The organism is Micromonospora sp. NPDC005087, from assembly GCF_042872965.1.
Classification (GTDB): Bacteria; Actinomycetota; Actinomycetes; order Mycobacteriales; family Micromonosporaceae; genus Micromonospora.
The window spans coordinates 71,933-86,423 of record NZ_JBIALB010000017.1 but is presented as its reverse complement, the minus strand read 5'-3'; the positions used below and the strand labels follow the sequence as shown (position 1 = coordinate 86,423).

Annotated in this window: 11 protein-coding genes and 2 pseudogenes; 9 read left to right on the top strand and 4 right to left on the bottom strand. The window is 72.9% G+C overall.

Annotated elements, in window-relative coordinates:
* The first annotated feature begins 5 nt into the window (after nucleotides 1-5).
* From ACFYPS_RS29650 to ACFYPS_RS29640, 3 genes are all read left to right on the top strand, one after another.
* Nucleotides 6-1,112, top strand: coding sequence for an SPFH domain-containing protein (locus ACFYPS_RS29650; RefSeq protein ID WP_354967512.1), 1,107 nt, complete (start codon nucleotides 6-8; stop codon nucleotides 1,110-1,112).
* 151 nt (nucleotides 1,113-1,263) lie between these two features.
* The gene (locus ACFYPS_RS29645; RefSeq protein WP_354967513.1) at nucleotides 1,264-2,025 is read left to right on the top strand and encodes a hypothetical protein; all 762 of its coding nucleotides are present in this window, start codon (nucleotides 1,264-1,266) and stop codon (nucleotides 2,023-2,025) included.
* Between the two features lie 211 nt (nucleotides 2,026-2,236).
* Nucleotides 2,237-4,435, top strand: coding sequence for a transglycosylase domain-containing protein (locus ACFYPS_RS29640; protein WP_387328650.1), 2,199 nt, complete (start codon nucleotides 2,237-2,239; stop codon nucleotides 4,433-4,435).
* 22 nt (nucleotides 4,436-4,457) lie between these two features.
* On the opposite strand, the gene ACFYPS_RS29635 is transcribed toward ACFYPS_RS29640, so the two are convergent.
* Complete coding sequence (locus ACFYPS_RS29635; RefSeq protein ID WP_387328647.1) at nucleotides 4,458-4,814, bottom strand: hypothetical protein; 357 nt, start codon at nucleotides 4,812-4,814, stop codon at nucleotides 4,458-4,460.
* 194 nt (nucleotides 4,815-5,008) lie between these two features.
* Here ACFYPS_RS29635 and ACFYPS_RS29630 point away from each other — a divergent pair, with 194 nt between their 5' ends.
* Complete coding sequence (locus ACFYPS_RS29630; RefSeq protein WP_387328644.1) at nucleotides 5,009-5,809, top strand: helix-turn-helix domain-containing protein; 801 nt, start codon at nucleotides 5,009-5,011, stop codon at nucleotides 5,807-5,809.
* Nucleotides 5,800-5,988, top strand: a complete 189-nt coding sequence (locus tag ACFYPS_RS29625; RefSeq protein ID WP_354967516.1) for a DUF397 domain-containing protein — start codon at nucleotides 5,800-5,802, stop codon at nucleotides 5,986-5,988. The genes ACFYPS_RS29630 and ACFYPS_RS29625 overlap by 10 nt, the downstream gene beginning before the upstream one ends.
* 16 nt (nucleotides 5,989-6,004) lie before the next feature.
* Here ACFYPS_RS29625 and ACFYPS_RS29620 read toward each other — a convergent pair whose 3' ends face one another.
* The gene (locus ACFYPS_RS29620) at nucleotides 6,005-7,813 is read right to left on the bottom strand and encodes a thiamine pyrophosphate-requiring protein (RefSeq protein WP_354967517.1); all 1,809 of its coding nucleotides are present in this window, start codon (nucleotides 7,811-7,813) and stop codon (nucleotides 6,005-6,007) included.
* Between the two features lie 79 nt (nucleotides 7,814-7,892).
* On the opposite strand from ACFYPS_RS29620, the gene ACFYPS_RS29615 reads away from it, so the two are divergent.
* The 3 genes and pseudogenes from ACFYPS_RS29615 to ACFYPS_RS29605 form a co-directional block, all read left to right on the top strand.
* Entirely contained in the window at nucleotides 7,893-8,792 is a 900-nt protein-coding gene (locus tag ACFYPS_RS29615) for a TrmH family RNA methyltransferase (protein WP_387328704.1), read from the top strand.
* 73 nt (nucleotides 8,793-8,865) lie between these two features.
* Nucleotides 8,866-10,138, top strand: a pseudogene (locus ACFYPS_RS29610) (PucR family transcriptional regulator ligand-binding domain-containing protein); the annotation flags it as partial.
* 101 nt (nucleotides 10,139-10,239) lie between these two features.
* A pseudogene (locus tag ACFYPS_RS29605) lies at nucleotides 10,240-10,674 on the top strand (PucR family transcriptional regulator); the annotation flags it as partial.
* A gap of 32 nt (nucleotides 10,675-10,706) precedes the next feature.
* Here the strand turns inward: ACFYPS_RS29605 and ACFYPS_RS29600 are convergent.
* Nucleotides 10,707-12,056, bottom strand: a complete 1,350-nt coding sequence (locus ACFYPS_RS29600; protein WP_354967519.1) for a hypothetical protein — start codon at nucleotides 12,054-12,056, stop codon at nucleotides 10,707-10,709.
* Between the two features lie 92 nt (nucleotides 12,057-12,148).
* Here ACFYPS_RS29600 and murD point away from each other — a divergent pair, with 92 nt between their 5' ends.
* Nucleotides 12,149-13,498: a UDP-N-acetylmuramoyl-L-alanine--D-glutamate ligase gene (gene murD, locus ACFYPS_RS29595; protein WP_354967520.1), complete on the top strand. Its 1,350-nt coding sequence runs from the start codon at nucleotides 12,149-12,151 to the stop codon at nucleotides 13,496-13,498.
* An 18-nt stretch (nucleotides 13,499-13,516) separates the two neighbouring features.
* Here murD and ACFYPS_RS29590 read toward each other — a convergent pair whose 3' ends face one another.
* Nucleotides 13,517-14,482, bottom strand: coding sequence for a hypothetical protein (locus ACFYPS_RS29590; protein ID WP_354967521.1), 966 nt, complete (start codon nucleotides 14,480-14,482; stop codon nucleotides 13,517-13,519).
* Nucleotides 14,483-14,491 lie beyond the last annotated feature (9 nt).

The window sequence follows — 14,491 nt, the reverse complement described above, 5'->3', positions numbered from 1 at the left end:
ACGGGATGACGGCCATAGGCGTACTGCTGATCGCAGTGGCGTTGATCGCTGTGGTGACGCTGGCAAAGGCGGTGCGGATCGTGCCGCAGCAGCGCCAGGACGTGGTGGAACGGCTCGGAAAGTACAAGCGCACGCTCAGCCCCGGCCTCAACCTGCTGGTGCCGTTCATCGACGCGGTACGCACCAAGGTCGACATGCGGGAGCAGGTCGTCAGCTTCCCGCCGCAGCCGGTGATCACCTCGGACAACCTGGTGGTCTCGATCGACACGGTCCTCTACTTCAAGGTGGTCGACTCGGTTCGGGCGACGTACGAGATCTCCAGCTTCCTGCAGGCCATCGAGCAGCTCACCGTCACCACGCTGCGTAACGTGATCGGCTCGCTGGACCTGGAGCGCGCGCTGACCAGCCGCGACGAGATCAACCGGCACCTCTCGGGCGTGCTGGACGAGACCACCGGCCGCTGGGGCATCAAGGTGACCCGGGTGGAGATCAAGGCGATCGAGCCGCCGGCCAGCATCCGCGACTCCATGGAGAAGCAGATGCGCGCCGAGCGGGACCGTCGCGCGGCGATCCTCACCGCCGAGGGGCACAAGCAGTCGCAGATCCTCACCGCCGAGGGTGAGAAGCAGTCCGCGGTGCTGCGGGCCGACGGTGACCGGCAGGCGCGGATCCTGCAGGCCGAGGGTCAGGCGAAGGCGATCCGGACGGTCTTCGACGCGATCCACCAGGCGAACCCGAGCCAGAAGGTGCTCGCCTACCAGTACCTGCAGGCCCTGCCGCAGATCGCCCAGGGCAGCGCCAACAAGGTCTGGATCATCCCGGCCGAGCTGACCAAGGCACTGGAGGGGATGGGTGGCGCGCTCGGCGGGCTGAGCCAGATGGTGGGGGACCTACCCGCGCCGGAGGCGGCCGACCACGCGAGCCAGGTCGAGCGCGAGGCCGCGCAGGCCGCGCAGGCCGCGGCGGACGCCGCCCAGCAGATCCACGACGAGGTACGCGTCGCCGAGGCGCAGGCCACCGGTGGCAGCAAGCAGCAGGGGCTGCCCGCGCCGGAGCCGGTCTCGCCGGCCAGTCTGGTCAACGACCCGACCGACCAGCGCGAGCGCGAGTGATCGAGTTGGCCGGCCGTCCGGCCGGATAAATGCGAGAAAGACTCATGGGGCGCTCCGACGCCTGCCACGATCGGTCCTAGGACGGGTGGTGACCAGGCAATCGGGGCGCCCCGGCGCGTCCCGCACCGCTCGTGGACGAGCGAGGTGACGCATGAAGGATCCGGCGAATCGGATGTGGTCCTCGGAGCCGGTGCCCGGCGCGCACGACCCGGCCGGCCCGCTGGGCTCCCGGGCCAGCGGTGGCGGGTTCGGCGTACTGCCCTTCGTCGGCGAGCCGACCCCGGCCGGGCCGGCAACGAACGCCAGTTGGGCCTGGTCGGTGCGCCGGTTCGCGCGGGCGGCGGTGTGGCTGCTGCCCGCGTACGCCATCCTCTACGGCGCGGTGGCGATGGCCAGCGACGGCGGGGTGGGCAACGACCCGTATCCGGCCGACGGCCAGGCGGCGTACCTCATCGGCTGGGTGGCCGCGGTCTGGCTCGGCCTGCTCGCGCTGCTGGCCCTCACCGGGCTGCTGGCCGCGACCCGCAGCCGCCGGGTGGCCACCGCCGGGCTGCTGGTCAGCATCGCCGGCACCGTGCTGATGCTGCCCTTCGCCGGGCTCGCCGAGCAGACACCGGTCTTCGGCGTCACCGCGCGTTCGCTGGTCCTGGTCGGCGCCACCTTCTACAGCGTGGGCTGGGTCCTCACCGGGTGGGCGGTGGCCCGTTCGGGCACGTTCAGCCTCGGCGACGGGGTCATGCTGATCATCGCCGCGCCGTTGCTCGGCCTGGGCGGCGCCCTGATCGGCTCGTTGCAGACGTTCGGCGCGATCTTCGTGCTGATCGCCGGCATCGGCATCGGCTACCGCTCCGGCCGCCTGATGCCCCGCGAAACGGCCCGCGACGCCGCCAGCGCCAGCCTCTCCACCCCCTGACACACCCCGCTTTAACCACCCACCCCACCCGGTGATCAAGAGGTTTGCGTCAAAAAGGGCCTCCTGGTTGACGCAAACCTCTTGATCACCGGTGCCAGGGGAGCGCGCGGGGTGGGGGTGGTGGGAGTTGGCTGGTGGGGGGCCGTGAAGTTGCTGACAATCCGGGGTTGAGGGTGGTCGGTTGGCGGCTTTCGTGGCAATCCTGGGGAGCATGGCCGCCTCTCGCTCGCCGCTGTCGCGGCTGTTCACCGTGCTGCTCGCCGGCTTGCTGGCCGGGCTCGCCCTGGCAGTCGCCGCGTTGCCGGGCAACCTGCTGCTCGGGTTCGCCACCCGCTCCGCGATCGGGACGTACGCCGCGTTGCCCGACGCGCTGCGCACCCCGGCCACCCCGCAGCGCTCCTACCTCTACGCCAATGACGGCAAGACGCTGATCACGACGTTCTACGACGTGAACCGCACCGATGTGCCGCTGTCGGAGATCGCCCCGGTGATGCGGCAGGCGATCGTGGCGGCTGAGGACCGGAGGTTCTACGAGCACGGCGGCGCCGACCTGCGGGGCCTGGCCCGCGCGCTGGTGGCGAACGTCAAGGGTGGCGGCACCGAGCAGGGCGGCTCGACCCTGACCATGCAGTACGTCCGTAACGTGCTCAAGACCGACCCCACCCGCACCGCCGAGGAGCGCGCCGCCGCCACCGATCCCACCATCGGCCGCAAGATCCAGGAGATCCGGTACGCGGGCGCGCTGGAGCGGAGCCTCGGCAAGGACGAGATCCTCAACCGGTACCTGAACATCGCCTACTTCGGCTCCGGCGCGTACGGGATCGCGGCGGCCAGCCAGAAGTACTTCGGCAAGCCGCCGGCGAAGTTGACCCTCGCCGAGTCGGCGCTGCTCGCCGGTCTGGTGCAGTCCCCGGACGCGTACAGCCCGATCGGCGGGGACAAGGACGAGGCGCTGGCCCGCCGGTCGTACGTGCTGGACTCGATGGCCGAAACCGGGGCGATCACCGCAGCGCAGGCCGCGCAGGCCAAGGCCGAGCCGCTGACCCTGCACCCCACCCAGCAGCCCAACGGCTGCACCTCCGTGGCCCAGGGCCACGACGACTGGGGCTACTTCTGCGACTACCTGCGTCGCTGGTGGGTGACCCAGCCGGCGTTCGGGGCCACCGTGCCGGAGCGCGAGCAGGCTCTGCGCGCGGGCGGCTACACCGTGGTCACGTCGCTGGACCCGCAGGTCCAGGCCACCGCGCAGCAGCAGGCCACCAAGGTCTACGGGTACGACAACAAGCGCGCCCTGCCGATCGCGGCCGTGCAGCCGGGCACCGGTCAGGTGCTGGCGATGGCGGTCAACCGGCACTACAGCCTCGCCGACAACCCGAACGGGCAGGCCAACTACCCGAACACCGTCAACCCGCTGATCTCCGGCGGTGCCAGCGTCGACGGGTACCAGGCCGGTTCGACGTTCAAGCTGTTCACCATGCTCGCGGCGCTGGAGTCGGGCCGTACCCTCTCCACCGGCTTCGACGCGCCCGCCAAGCTACCCACCCGGTACGCCGCCGAGGGCCCCGGGAGCTGTGACGGCCATTGGTGCCCGGCCAACGCCAACCCGGACTGGATGGACGGGTACCGGATGATGTGGGACGGCTTCGGCCGCTCGGTGAACACCTACTTCGTCTGGCTGGCCGAGCAGGTCGGCCAGGACAAGGTGGTGGAGATGGCGCAGCGGCTCGGCATCACCTTCCGCGCTGGCCCGGACGCCGACTTCGCCAAGAACGATGCCGCCAACTGGGGTTCGTTCACCCTGGGCGTGGCCGCCACCACCCCGCTGGACCTGGCCAACGCGTACGCCACGGTGGCCGCCGAGGGCACCTACTGCACGCCGGTGCCGGTGGTCTCGGTGACCGCCGCGAACGGCGACAAGGTGCCGGTCGGGCAGCCGTCCTGCAAGCGCGTGCTCGACGCCGACGTGGCCCGTGCCGCGACCGACGCCGCCCGCTGCCCGGTCGGGCAGCAGTCGCCGTACGGGCAGTGCAACGGCGGTACGGCCACCGGCGTGAACGACATCCTCGACGGCCGCCCGGTGGCCGGCAAGACCGGCAGCTCGGAGCAGAACGCCACCGAGACGTTCGTCGGTTTCACCCCGCAGGTCGCGGTCGCCGGCATCGCCGCCAACCCGGACGACACGACCGACTCGGTGGGTTCCGCGGTGCAGGCCAAGGTGATCGACGCGGTCGCCCGGGTCATCGCCACCGCCGTCAAGGGCCAGCCGGAGAAGGCGTTCGTCGCGCCGAGCCGCGAGCTGGCCGGCGAACCCCGCCGCCCGGTCGAGCGGGCTCCCGTCGTCCCCGACCGCAGGTCCGACCAGGACGACCCGCGGTCGTTGCTCCAACGCTGGCTCGACCGTCGCGGCTGACCGCACCCCCGGCGGGGGTCGGTCAGCGGAAGCGCGGGTCGGCCCAGTCGACGAAGCGGGCGAAGAGCGCGTGCGGACGCGGCGTGTCGTAGGGGTTGAGCGTGTACAGGTCACGGGTGGCGTGAGCGAAGACGCCCGTCAGCAGGATGTAGAGCGGTACCCGGTCCGCCTCGTGCCGGGCCCGCAGCAGCAGCCGGGCCACCGCGCACGGCCACGGGTCACCGCACCCGGCGCACACCCAGAGCGGCTTCAACGGCCGGTGCGGCTCCAGCCACGCCGGTAGCTCACCCACCGCCGTCGGCCGGCACCGATCCGGGGGTACGCGGGCCGCCGCGTCGCGTGTGCCAGCGCCGTCGTTCAGGTCTGCTCCGTTCACCATGTCTCCTTCTGCCCAGGGGGAGCGGCGCCGGGGCGTACCGGGGGAATGGCCGCCGACCCGGCGCCGCGTGCTTCACAGTCTGCTGACCAGGCCACTACGCTCGGAAGCTTCCGCAGTGGGGCGGGGAGCATCGGACCGGCACCCGAGAGTGCCCGGGAACCGGCCCGGCCCGCCGTAGAGGAGGTGGAGAGCCGGTGAGCGTGTCCGCGTCGGAGTTCCTGGTTCGCGAGCTGCGCCGGCAGCGCACCCTGGCCGGGCTCACCCAGGACGAGCTGGGCGAGCGGGCGCACTTCTCCGGCAAGCAGGTCAGCGCGGTCGAGTTGGGCACCCGCCCGCCTCGCGAGGACTATCTCGCCGCCGTCGACCGGGCACTGGACACCGGCGGGCTCTTCGTGCGGCTCTGGGCCGATCTGGTGAAGGACGACGCCGCCGCGCCGGTCTGGCTGCGCGAATGGATCGAGTTCGAACGCGAAGCCGTCCTGCTCCGCTGGTACGAGCCGCTGTATGTCCCGGGGCTCCTGCAGACGCAGGACTACGCGAGGGCCACATTGGCCGGCGGGCGGTTCACCGTCGAGGAAATCGATCGGGCCGTCGCCTCGCGCCTCGACCGGCAGGCGATCTTGACGCGGGAGAAGCCAACGCAACTCGTGGCCGTGGTCGACGAGGCGGTGATCCGTCGGCCGGTCGACCGACCTGGGTTGATGGCCGCCCAACTTGCCAGACTCGTGGAGCTGGCGGAACTGGACCACGTGCAGTTGCAGGTCGTGCCAGCCGAGACGGGAATGTATCTGGGCATGGCTGGCCAGTTCATCATCGCCGAGCTGCCGGACGGCGATCGGGTCGCGCACGCCGACAATCAGCTCACCGCGCAGATCGTGGAGCAGGCCGCGGACGTTGCTAGGCTGTCGGGCACCTGGGAGATCGTGCGGAACGAGGCACTCTCCCGGCGACAGTCACTCGACTTGATCAAGGAAGTGGCGAAGACATGGACCTGACGGGTGCCCACTGGCGCAAGTCGAGCCGGTCCGGCGGCAATGGCGGCTCCTGCGTGGAGGTAGCGGACAACCTGCCGGGGGTGGTGCTGGTCCGGGACACGAAGGACCGCTCGGGCGGCACCCTCGCGTTCGCGCCGACCGCCTGGCGGGCCTTCGTCGGCTTCGCCCGCCAACGCTGACCTCGCCGGCCGGCGGTCAGCCCTGCCGGCGACGTGGGCGGTAGCTCGCGATGGTGGCGGGCAGGCCGCGGCGGATGATCCCGGCCCAGTCGGTGTCCCCGCGCAGCACCGCGGCTGCGGTCTTGCGCGCCTGCTCGGCGGTGAAGTGCGGTGGCAGCATCAGCTCGGCCGGGTCGACCAGCGCGTTGATCACCACGGGACGGTCGGCCGCGAGGGCTCGCTCCCAGACGCCGGGCACATCGTCGGGGGAGTCGACCAGCTCGCCGTGCAACCCGAGCACCTGTGCCCACTGGTGGTAGCCGATGTCCGGCAGCTGCTGGCTGTCCGGGAACATCGGCGTCCCCTCACTTGAGCGCTGCTCCCAACTGACGAACGCCAGGTCCCGGTTGTTGAGCACCAGCACCACGAACCGCGGGTCGGCCCAGCTCCGCCAGTACTTGGCCACGGTGATCAGCTCGTTGACCCCGTTCATCTGCATCGCCCCGTCGCCGATGAGCGCGACGAGGGGTCGGTCCGGGTGGGCGAACTTGGCGCTCAGCGCGTACGGCATGGCGCCGCCCATGGACAGCAGCGTGCCGGAGAGGCTGGCCAGCATCCCGGGGCGGACCTGCACGTGTCGGGCGTACCAGGCGGTGGCGGTGCCGCAGTCCACGGCGAGCATGGCGTTGTCAGGTAGCCGCTCGCTGAGCGTGCTGAACAGCAGCTGCGGGTTGACCGGGTCGGCGTCCTGCTCGGCCAGGTCGCGCTGCACCCGGCGCCACGCCGAGGTGGCCTCGGTGATCTCCGTCCGCCATTCGGTCGGCCCGGGACCGGGGCCCAGCTCGCGCAGCAGCGCCCGCAGGGTGGGGGCGGCGTCGCCGGTCAGGTTGACCTCGGTCGGATACCGCAGCCCGAGCTGGGTGCCGTCCAGGTCGATCTGCACCCCGCGGGCCTGCCCGGGTGGCGGATAGAACTCCGAGTACGGCATGTTGCTGCCCACGATCAGCAGGCGGTCGCAGCGACTCATCATCTGCCAGCTCGGCCGGGTGCCGAGAAGCCCGATCGCGCCGGTCACCCACGGCTCCCGGTGGTCGACGGCGGTGAAACCGAGCAGCGCGGTGGCCACCCCGGCGCCGAGCCGCTGGGCGATCTCGCGGACCTCGTCCTTTGCGCCGAGGGCGCCCTGCCCCACCAGCATCGCCACCCGTTCCCCGCCGCGCAGCACCTCGGCCGCCCGGCGCAGGTCCGCCTCGGGCGGCACGGTCGGCGTGCTGCTCGGCACGTTGCTGGTCTGGTAGTAGCCGTGCGCGTGCGGCGGGTCCGGGACGGCCGGCTTGTCCTGGAGGTCCGCGGGAAGCACCAGGGCGGTGACCGTACGCCGGGCCAGCGCCGTGCGGCACGCCCGGTCGACGAGGTGACGGACCTGCGCCGGGTGGTCGAGTTGGGCCAGGAACGCCGCGGCCACGTCCTTGTAGAGGGCGAGCAGGTCGACCTCCTGGTAGTAGCCGCCACCCTCGGCGGTGACCACGGTGTGCCCGACCAGGGCGATCACCGGCTGGTGGTCGAGCTTGGCGTCGTACAGGCCGTTGAGCAGGTGGATGGCTCCCGGACCGCTGGTCACCAACGCGCAGCCCAGCGGCCCGCCGCCGTACTTGACGTGCGCCGACGCGGCGAAGCCGGCGGTCTCCTCGTGCCGCACCTGGACGAACTGGGCCCGCTCGTTGGTGCGTTGCAGGGCGGAGGTGAGGCCGTTGATGCCGTCGCCGGGATAGCCGAAGTAGCGGTGCACTCCCCAGCTGAAGAGGCGGGCGACGATGTGGTCCGCGACGGTCGGCTGCTTGGGCATGGTGCCTGCTTCGCCCGGCGCGGTGTGATCTGGGCTCACCTGGCTGGTCCTTCCCGTCGGGTCCGGTACGTCGCACGCCATTCCCCTTCCTTTACGGACAAAACACCCTCAATGCCGTGGGCTCGACCGGCTTCGGAGTGCCCGGCCGGGCGTCCGGCAGAATCGTCGGGTGCCCGTCCACCAGATCACCGACCCCGACGACGACCGGATCGCCGACTACCGCGCGCTCACCGACGTCGAGCTGCGCACCCGTTGGGAGCCACCGCACGGCCTGTTCATCGCCGAGGGGGAGCTGGTGCTGCGCCGGGCGCTGCGCGCCGGCTACCCCGCCCGGTCGTACCTGATCGACGCCAAGCGCACCGACCAGCTCGCCGACCTGGACACCGGCGACGCGCCGGTCTACGCGGCGACGCAGGACGTGCTGGAGCGGGCCACCGGTTTCCACGTACACCGGGGGGTGCTGGCGTCGTTCCACCGCCGGCCGCTGCCGACAGCGGCCGAGGTGCTCGCCACCGCGCGCCGGGTGGTGATCCTGGAGGACGTCAACAACCACACCAACCTCGGCGCGATCTTCAGGGCGGTGGCCGCCCTCGGGGTGGACGCGGTGCTGCTCTCGCCGAGTTGCGCCGACCCGCTCTACCGGCGCAGCGTCCGGGTCAGCATGGGGGAGGTCTTCGCCGTCCCGTACGCGAAGCTGGATCCGTGGCCGGACGCGCTCGCCGAGGTCCGGGCGGCCGGTTTCACCGTGCTGGCCATGACCCCGGCGCCGGACGCGGTGCCGATCCAGCGCCTCGACGCCACCCAGCGGGCCCGCTCGGCGCTGCTGCTCGGCGCCGAGGGCGCCGGCCTGACCCGGGCCGCCATGGACGCCGCCGACGTCCGGGTGGTCATCCCGATGCGCCGTGGCGTCGACTCACTCAACGTGGCCGCCGCCACCGCCGTGGCCTGCTGGGAGTTGAGCCGCGACGACCCGTGGTGAGGGCGCGGACGCCCTTGTCAGCCGATTGGACGCGGAGCAGATCCGACCGGTGACCCGGCCCGTCGGCGGCGGCATGTCGAGTTCCGGTGTCACGGACGGTAGCGTGGCGGCCGTGTTCCCTACCGTCCGTGAGGTCCTCGCCCTCGACCCGGTCCGCCACGGCGCGCCGCGCGTGGTGGCCGGGGACGCCGGGCTGGACCGGCCGGTCCGTTGGGTGCACGTCGCCGAGGTGCCGGACATCGCCACCCTGCTCGGCGGCGGCGAACTCGTGCTCACCACCGGCATCGGGCTGCCCGGTGACGACGCGGGGCTGCGCGCGTTCATCGGCGACCTGGCCGACGTCGGCGTCTCCGGGCTCGTCGTCGAGCTGGGCCGCCGGTACGTCAGCGGGGTGCCCCGGGTGATGGCCGCCGCCGCCGAACGGCGCGGCCTGCCCCTGGTGGAGCTGCGCCGGGCCACCCCGTTCGTACGGATCACCGAGGCCGTGCACGCGCTGATCGTCGACGCGCAGCTCACCGAGCTGCGCGCCACCGAGGAGATCCACCAGCGGTTCACCGACCTGTCGGTCGAGGGCGCGGACGCCGCCGAGGTGATCCGGCAGGCCGCCGAGCTGTCCGGTTGCCCGGTGGTGTTGGAGAACCTGTCCCGGCAGGTGCTGGGGTACGACCCGGCGGGCGAGAGCGCCGAGCTGCTGCTGGACGGCTGGGAGCAGCACTCCCGGCGGATCCGGCCGGCCGGGCGGACCGCGTACGACCCCGACAGCGGCTGGCTGGTGACGGTCGTCGGCGCCCGGGGGCAGGACTGGGGACGGCTGCTGCTGCGCTGGCCGGCCGGCGGGGAGCTGCCCAGCCGCCGAGGCGCCGACCCGGTGGAGCCCGACGCACGCCCCGGCAGCGGGCCGCCGACCCGGCTCACCATCCTGATCGAGCGGGCCGCGTCCACCCTCGCGCTGGGCCGGCTGATCCGCCGCGACGCCGAGGGGCTGGAACGGCAGATCCACCGCACCCTGCTGACCGCGTTGCTCGACCACTCCCGGCCGGTGGATGAGGTGGCATTGCGGGCGAAGGCGCTCGGCGTGGTGCTCGAACGCCGGCACCTGGTCGGCGTGATGGTCCGCCACCGGGCCGACGACCCGGCCGGCGAGGGTGGCCCGGAAGCCGGCCCCGCCCGGCTGCGGGACCTGTCCGAGGCGGTCGGCCAGGCGTTGCGGGAGGCGAAGCTGACCGCGCTGACCAGCGCCGTCGACGACCACTCGGTGGGCGCGCTGCTGGCCCTGCCGGACCCGGCCGCCGAGGACCGCGCGCTGTCCGCGTTCGCCGCCGCGCTGCGCCGGGTACGCCTCGACGCCGGCACGGTCCGGACCGCGTCCGGCGCGGACGCGTCCCGGATGGTGTCCGCCGCCGACCCGTCCCGGGCTGCCGGCGGTGCTCCCGGCGGGGTGATCGTGGCCGCCGGGTCCGGGGTGGGCAACCTGCGGGAAGCCCGACGGTCACTGGTCGAGGCGCGCCAGATCGCCGAGGCGGCCCGCCGGGACCGGCGTGACCTGCCGATCTTCCGGCTGCCGCACGTCGGGCTGGCCGGCCTGCTGCACCTGCTGCGCGACGAGCCCCGGTTGCAGACGTTCGTGGAGCGCGAGCTCGGGGCACTGCTGGAGTACGACGCCCGGCACCCCCGGGAGCGGCTGCTCGACACCCTGCGCGCGTACCTGGAGCAGGGGCGCAACAAGTCCGCCGGCGCCGCCGCCGCCCACCTGTCCCGGCCGGCCTTCTACGAGCGCCTGGCCCGCATCGCCCGGATTCTCGACGTCGACCTCGACTCCGTCGAAGCCTCCCTCTCCCTACACGTCGCCCTACTGGCCCTGGACGCCGTCCGCACCCCCTGACCCACCCGGCCCCGCCCCGGGCCCGGGGCGGGTCAGGTGAGGGCTGTCAGGGCCTTGGCGTAGGTGGGGGGGATGTGGTTGGGGCCGCCGGGGGTGAAGACGTCCGAGGTGGCCACCGCGGACCAGGCGGTGGCTGGGACGGCGTCGACCAGGGCGCGGATCACCGGAGCGTCGCGCCACTGGTCCTGCTCGGCGAGCAGGCCCAAAGCCACCACCGACTCCTCGACCTCGCCCACGCACTCGAACGGCTTGTGCCCGTCCACGCCCAGCAGTTCCCGGTAGCCGGGGATCTGCTCGGGGTCGGCGAGCAGGTCGCCGCCGAAGATGTGGGTGACCCGCTCCCGCGGCATGAACGGCGCCATGGCCAGGAAGACGAACCGGCACTTCGGGCAGTTGCGGCACCAGCGTTCGCTCGCGTCGCGCAGCTTGAACGCCTGGTTGCAGCTGGTCACCACGTCGTCGTACCGGGTGAATTCGGCGAACAGTCGGGCGATGTGCAGCTCGGACAGCGAGCGCAGCAGCGAGAAGTACGGCTCGGTCAGGCCGGCGTGCTCGGCCAGCGCCGCGCGCAGCAGCCCTTCGGCCTCGACGCCCTTGGACCACTGGTGATTGATCTCGTGACCGTTCCAGACCAGGTTCGGGTCGGACGCCGAGCGCTCGTTGGACATCACCACCGGGCCCAGCCCGTGCAGCACCGCGGTCGCCACGGCGATCAGCGAGTTGATCGCGGTGACCGGGATGTGGCCGTTCAGCGCGCCGGCCGCGTTCAGGTCGAACAGCACCGGGTCGATCCGCCGCCGGGCGGCCAGCGGGGTCAGCCCGGACGCCTCGTTGACCGAGACGATCACGTGGTTCGGGTTGACCGAGAACGGCACCGGGTCCAGTTCGGCTCGGCGCAGCGCCTCCAGGCTGACGATGGAGTCCTTGCCGCCGCCGACCGCGGAGAGGGGACGACGGTCGGAGTCGTCGTACACGCGCGGCGACTCCGGCGAACCGGCTGGCACCTCCGGCCGCAGCTCCAGCACGTGCGGCAGCTGGTTGCGGTACGCGTACTCCGCCAGGCCCCTGGTGTAGACGGCGGTGACGTAGTCGACGGTGGCCGCGCCCAGCGGCGCCGGCAGCACCAGCCGGGGCGGCGCGGCGGCCTTGTAGTAACTGACCCCGGCGACCAGGTGCAGCACCTCCAGCACCCGGCCGAGGGTGGCCACCGTCTCGTCCGACGGCGGCTCCGCCGGCAGCGGAAGGGTGATGACCTCGGTGAACCGCTGCTCGCCGGCCGGGCCGGTCAGGGCGTAGTCGAACAACACCTCGCCGGTGGCGAAGTCGATCGAGTAGGACGGGAAGGTGAAGGCGTCCATCCGCCGGAGCTGCTCGTTGGGCACACGCCATACTAGGCCCTGGTTCGTCCGGCCGTGTCCGGCTGCGCCGGACCGAGCCCTGCCCCACCGCCGCCGCGACCACCGAGGAGAGCCCCGTGCGCCTGTCTGACCTGCGCGGACGTACCGTCGCCGTCTGGGGTACCGGCCGCGAGGGCCGGGCCGCGGTGACCGCGATCGCCGCGCACGGCCCGGCCGACCTGGTCGCCGTTGACGACAGCGCCAACTTCCTCTCGCTGCCGTGGGACGGCCCGCTGGCCGAGGCGGCCCCGCTGGTCACCGGCGAGGCGGGCTTCGAGCGGCTGGCCGCCGCCGACGTGGTGGTCCGCTCGCCGGGCGTGCCGCAGACCCACCCGTGGCTGGTCGAGCTGCGCAGGCGCGGCGTCACCGTGACCCAGGGCACCGCGCTGTGGATGGCCGACCACGCCGCGCGCACCGTCGGGGTCACCGGCAGCAAGGGCAAGAGCACCACCTCCAGCCTGATCAGCCACCTGTTCACGGCGATGGGCCGGCCGAACGTCTTCGGCGGCAACATCGGCGTGCCCACGCTCGACCTGCCGGAGGCCGAGCTGTACGTGCTGGAGCTGTCCAGCTACCAGTGCAGCGACCTCAGCGACTCGCCCCGGGTGGCCGTGGTCACCGCGCTCTTCCCCGAGCACCTGGACGCGCACGGCGGGGAGCGGGAGTACTACCGGGACAAGCTCAACCTGCTCGCCCACGGCCCGGAGACGATCGTGGTGAACGGCGCCGACCCCCGGCTCGCCGCCGAGCTGGGTGATCGCCCGGTGGTCCGTGCCGGTCGCCCCGACACCACCAACGTGGCCACCGGCGCGGACGGCACGCCCTGGTTCCACCTCGGCGACCAGCCGCTCTTCCCGCGCGCCGTGCTGCCCCTGGTCGGCCGGCACAACGAGGGCAACCTGTGCGTGGCGCTCGCCGTGCTCGACGCGCTCGGCGTGGACGTGGTGGCCGAGAAGGACAGGCTCGCCGTCGCGGTCGCCGGGTTCCAGGGGCTGGCCCACCGGCTCACCGAGATCACCGACCCGTCCGGGCTGACGTTCGTGGACGACACCCTGGCCACCAGCCCGTACGCGGCCATGCACGCCATCGACGCGTACGACGGCCGGCCGTTGACCGTGATCGTCGGGGGCACCGACCGGGGTCTGGACTACACGCCGCTGGCCGAGCACCTGGCGGAGCGGGAGTTGACCGTGATCGGCATCCCGGACAGCGGTACCCGGATCGTGGCGGCGCTCGCCAACCTGCCCAAGGTGCGTACCGAGCTGGTCGACGACCTGGTGGACGCGGTGCGGCTGTCCAGGGAGCTGACCCCGGCCGGTGGGGTGGTCCTGCTGTCCCCGGCGGCGCCGAGCTACGGCCAGTTCCGCAACTTCGAGCACCGCTCGGAGGTCTTCGCCCAGGCCGTCGCCGACACCGCCGGGGCGTGACACCGCGCCCGGCCGGGGTCAGAGCGGGTCGGGCCGGTCGTGCAGGGCGCGCATCGAGCGGATCGCCGAGCGGATCTCCTGGAGGTAGCGCCCCGGCGTGAGTGTCTGCTCGGGCAACACGGCCAGGTCGGCCAGCGTCGGGTCCACCCCGACGGTGTCGATGCCGCAGCCGTACGGCACGGCCAGGGTGCGTAGCGCGTCGCAGTGCTGGAACGGCACGTAGATCGGCGCGGTGACCATCAGCACCTCGTCGCCCGGGGCGAGCTGGACGTGCGCCGCCCAGAACCGCTGTGTGTCGGCGGTGTGCGCGCGCCGCCGGTACGGTTCGCTGGACGGCGCGGCGAGCACCCGCACCGGCGGCAGGCCGACCGGTCGGTAGGTCCGCGACGACCAGGAGTGGTGCGGGTGCCCGGCGTCGACACCCTCCTGCTCGGCCGGGGCGGCCACCCCGAACACCCGCCGGACCGCCGTGTCCAGCACATCCACCTCGGTGTCGTCGGCGGGCAGGCCCGCATCGGCCAGCGTCCGGCGTTCCCAGTCGGACAGCGGCCGGAAGCTGCCGAGCACGGCGACCTCGCCGTCCACCCGCAGTCCGGAGCGCAGCAGGTGGGCGGCGTACCCGACCCGGCGTACGCAGGCGTGCGCCAGGCCGCCGAGCACCACCAGGTGGGCGTACGCCGACCGGGCCGGCGCCACCGGCCGGATCAGGCCGAGCGCCGCCGCCGACGCGAGCACCAGCTCGACGGTGCCGGGGTCGAGGTCCGGCTCCCGGGCGTCGGGCCGTTCCCGGCCGCCGCGGAAGTCCCAGTGTCGGGCGGAGAACTCGTCCAGGAACCGGAGCACGTCGGCGAGGTCGCCGTCCGGCCAGCTGCCCCCGAAGTGCTCGACCAGTCGGCGTATCGGGTCTGCGGAGACCCACTCGGCGATGCCGGCGGCCGGTTCGCCCGGCGCCCCGGTCGGCAGCGGTACGGGCAGCTCAGGCACCGCCGGATC

Coding starts and splice junctions, on each gene's coding strand:
- ACFYPS_RS29640 (WP_387328650.1), top strand. CDS start 2,237: ATGGCCGCCTCTCGCTCGCCGCTGTCGCGGCTGTTCACCGTGCTGCTC.
- ACFYPS_RS29625 (WP_354967516.1), top strand. CDS start 5,800: ATGGACCTGACGGGTGCCCACTGGCGCAAGTCGAGCCGGTCCGGCGGC.
- ACFYPS_RS29635 (WP_387328647.1), bottom strand. CDS start 4,814: ATGGTGAACGGAGCAGACCTGAACGACGGCGCTGGCACACGCGACGCG.
- ACFYPS_RS29645 (WP_354967513.1), top strand. CDS start 1,264: ATGAAGGATCCGGCGAATCGGATGTGGTCCTCGGAGCCGGTGCCCGGC.
- ACFYPS_RS29620 (WP_354967517.1), bottom strand. CDS start 7,813: ATGCCCAAGCAGCCGACCGTCGCGGACCACATCGTCGCCCGCCTCTTC.
- ACFYPS_RS29650 (WP_354967512.1), top strand. CDS start 6: ATGACGGCCATAGGCGTACTGCTGATCGCAGTGGCGTTGATCGCTGTG.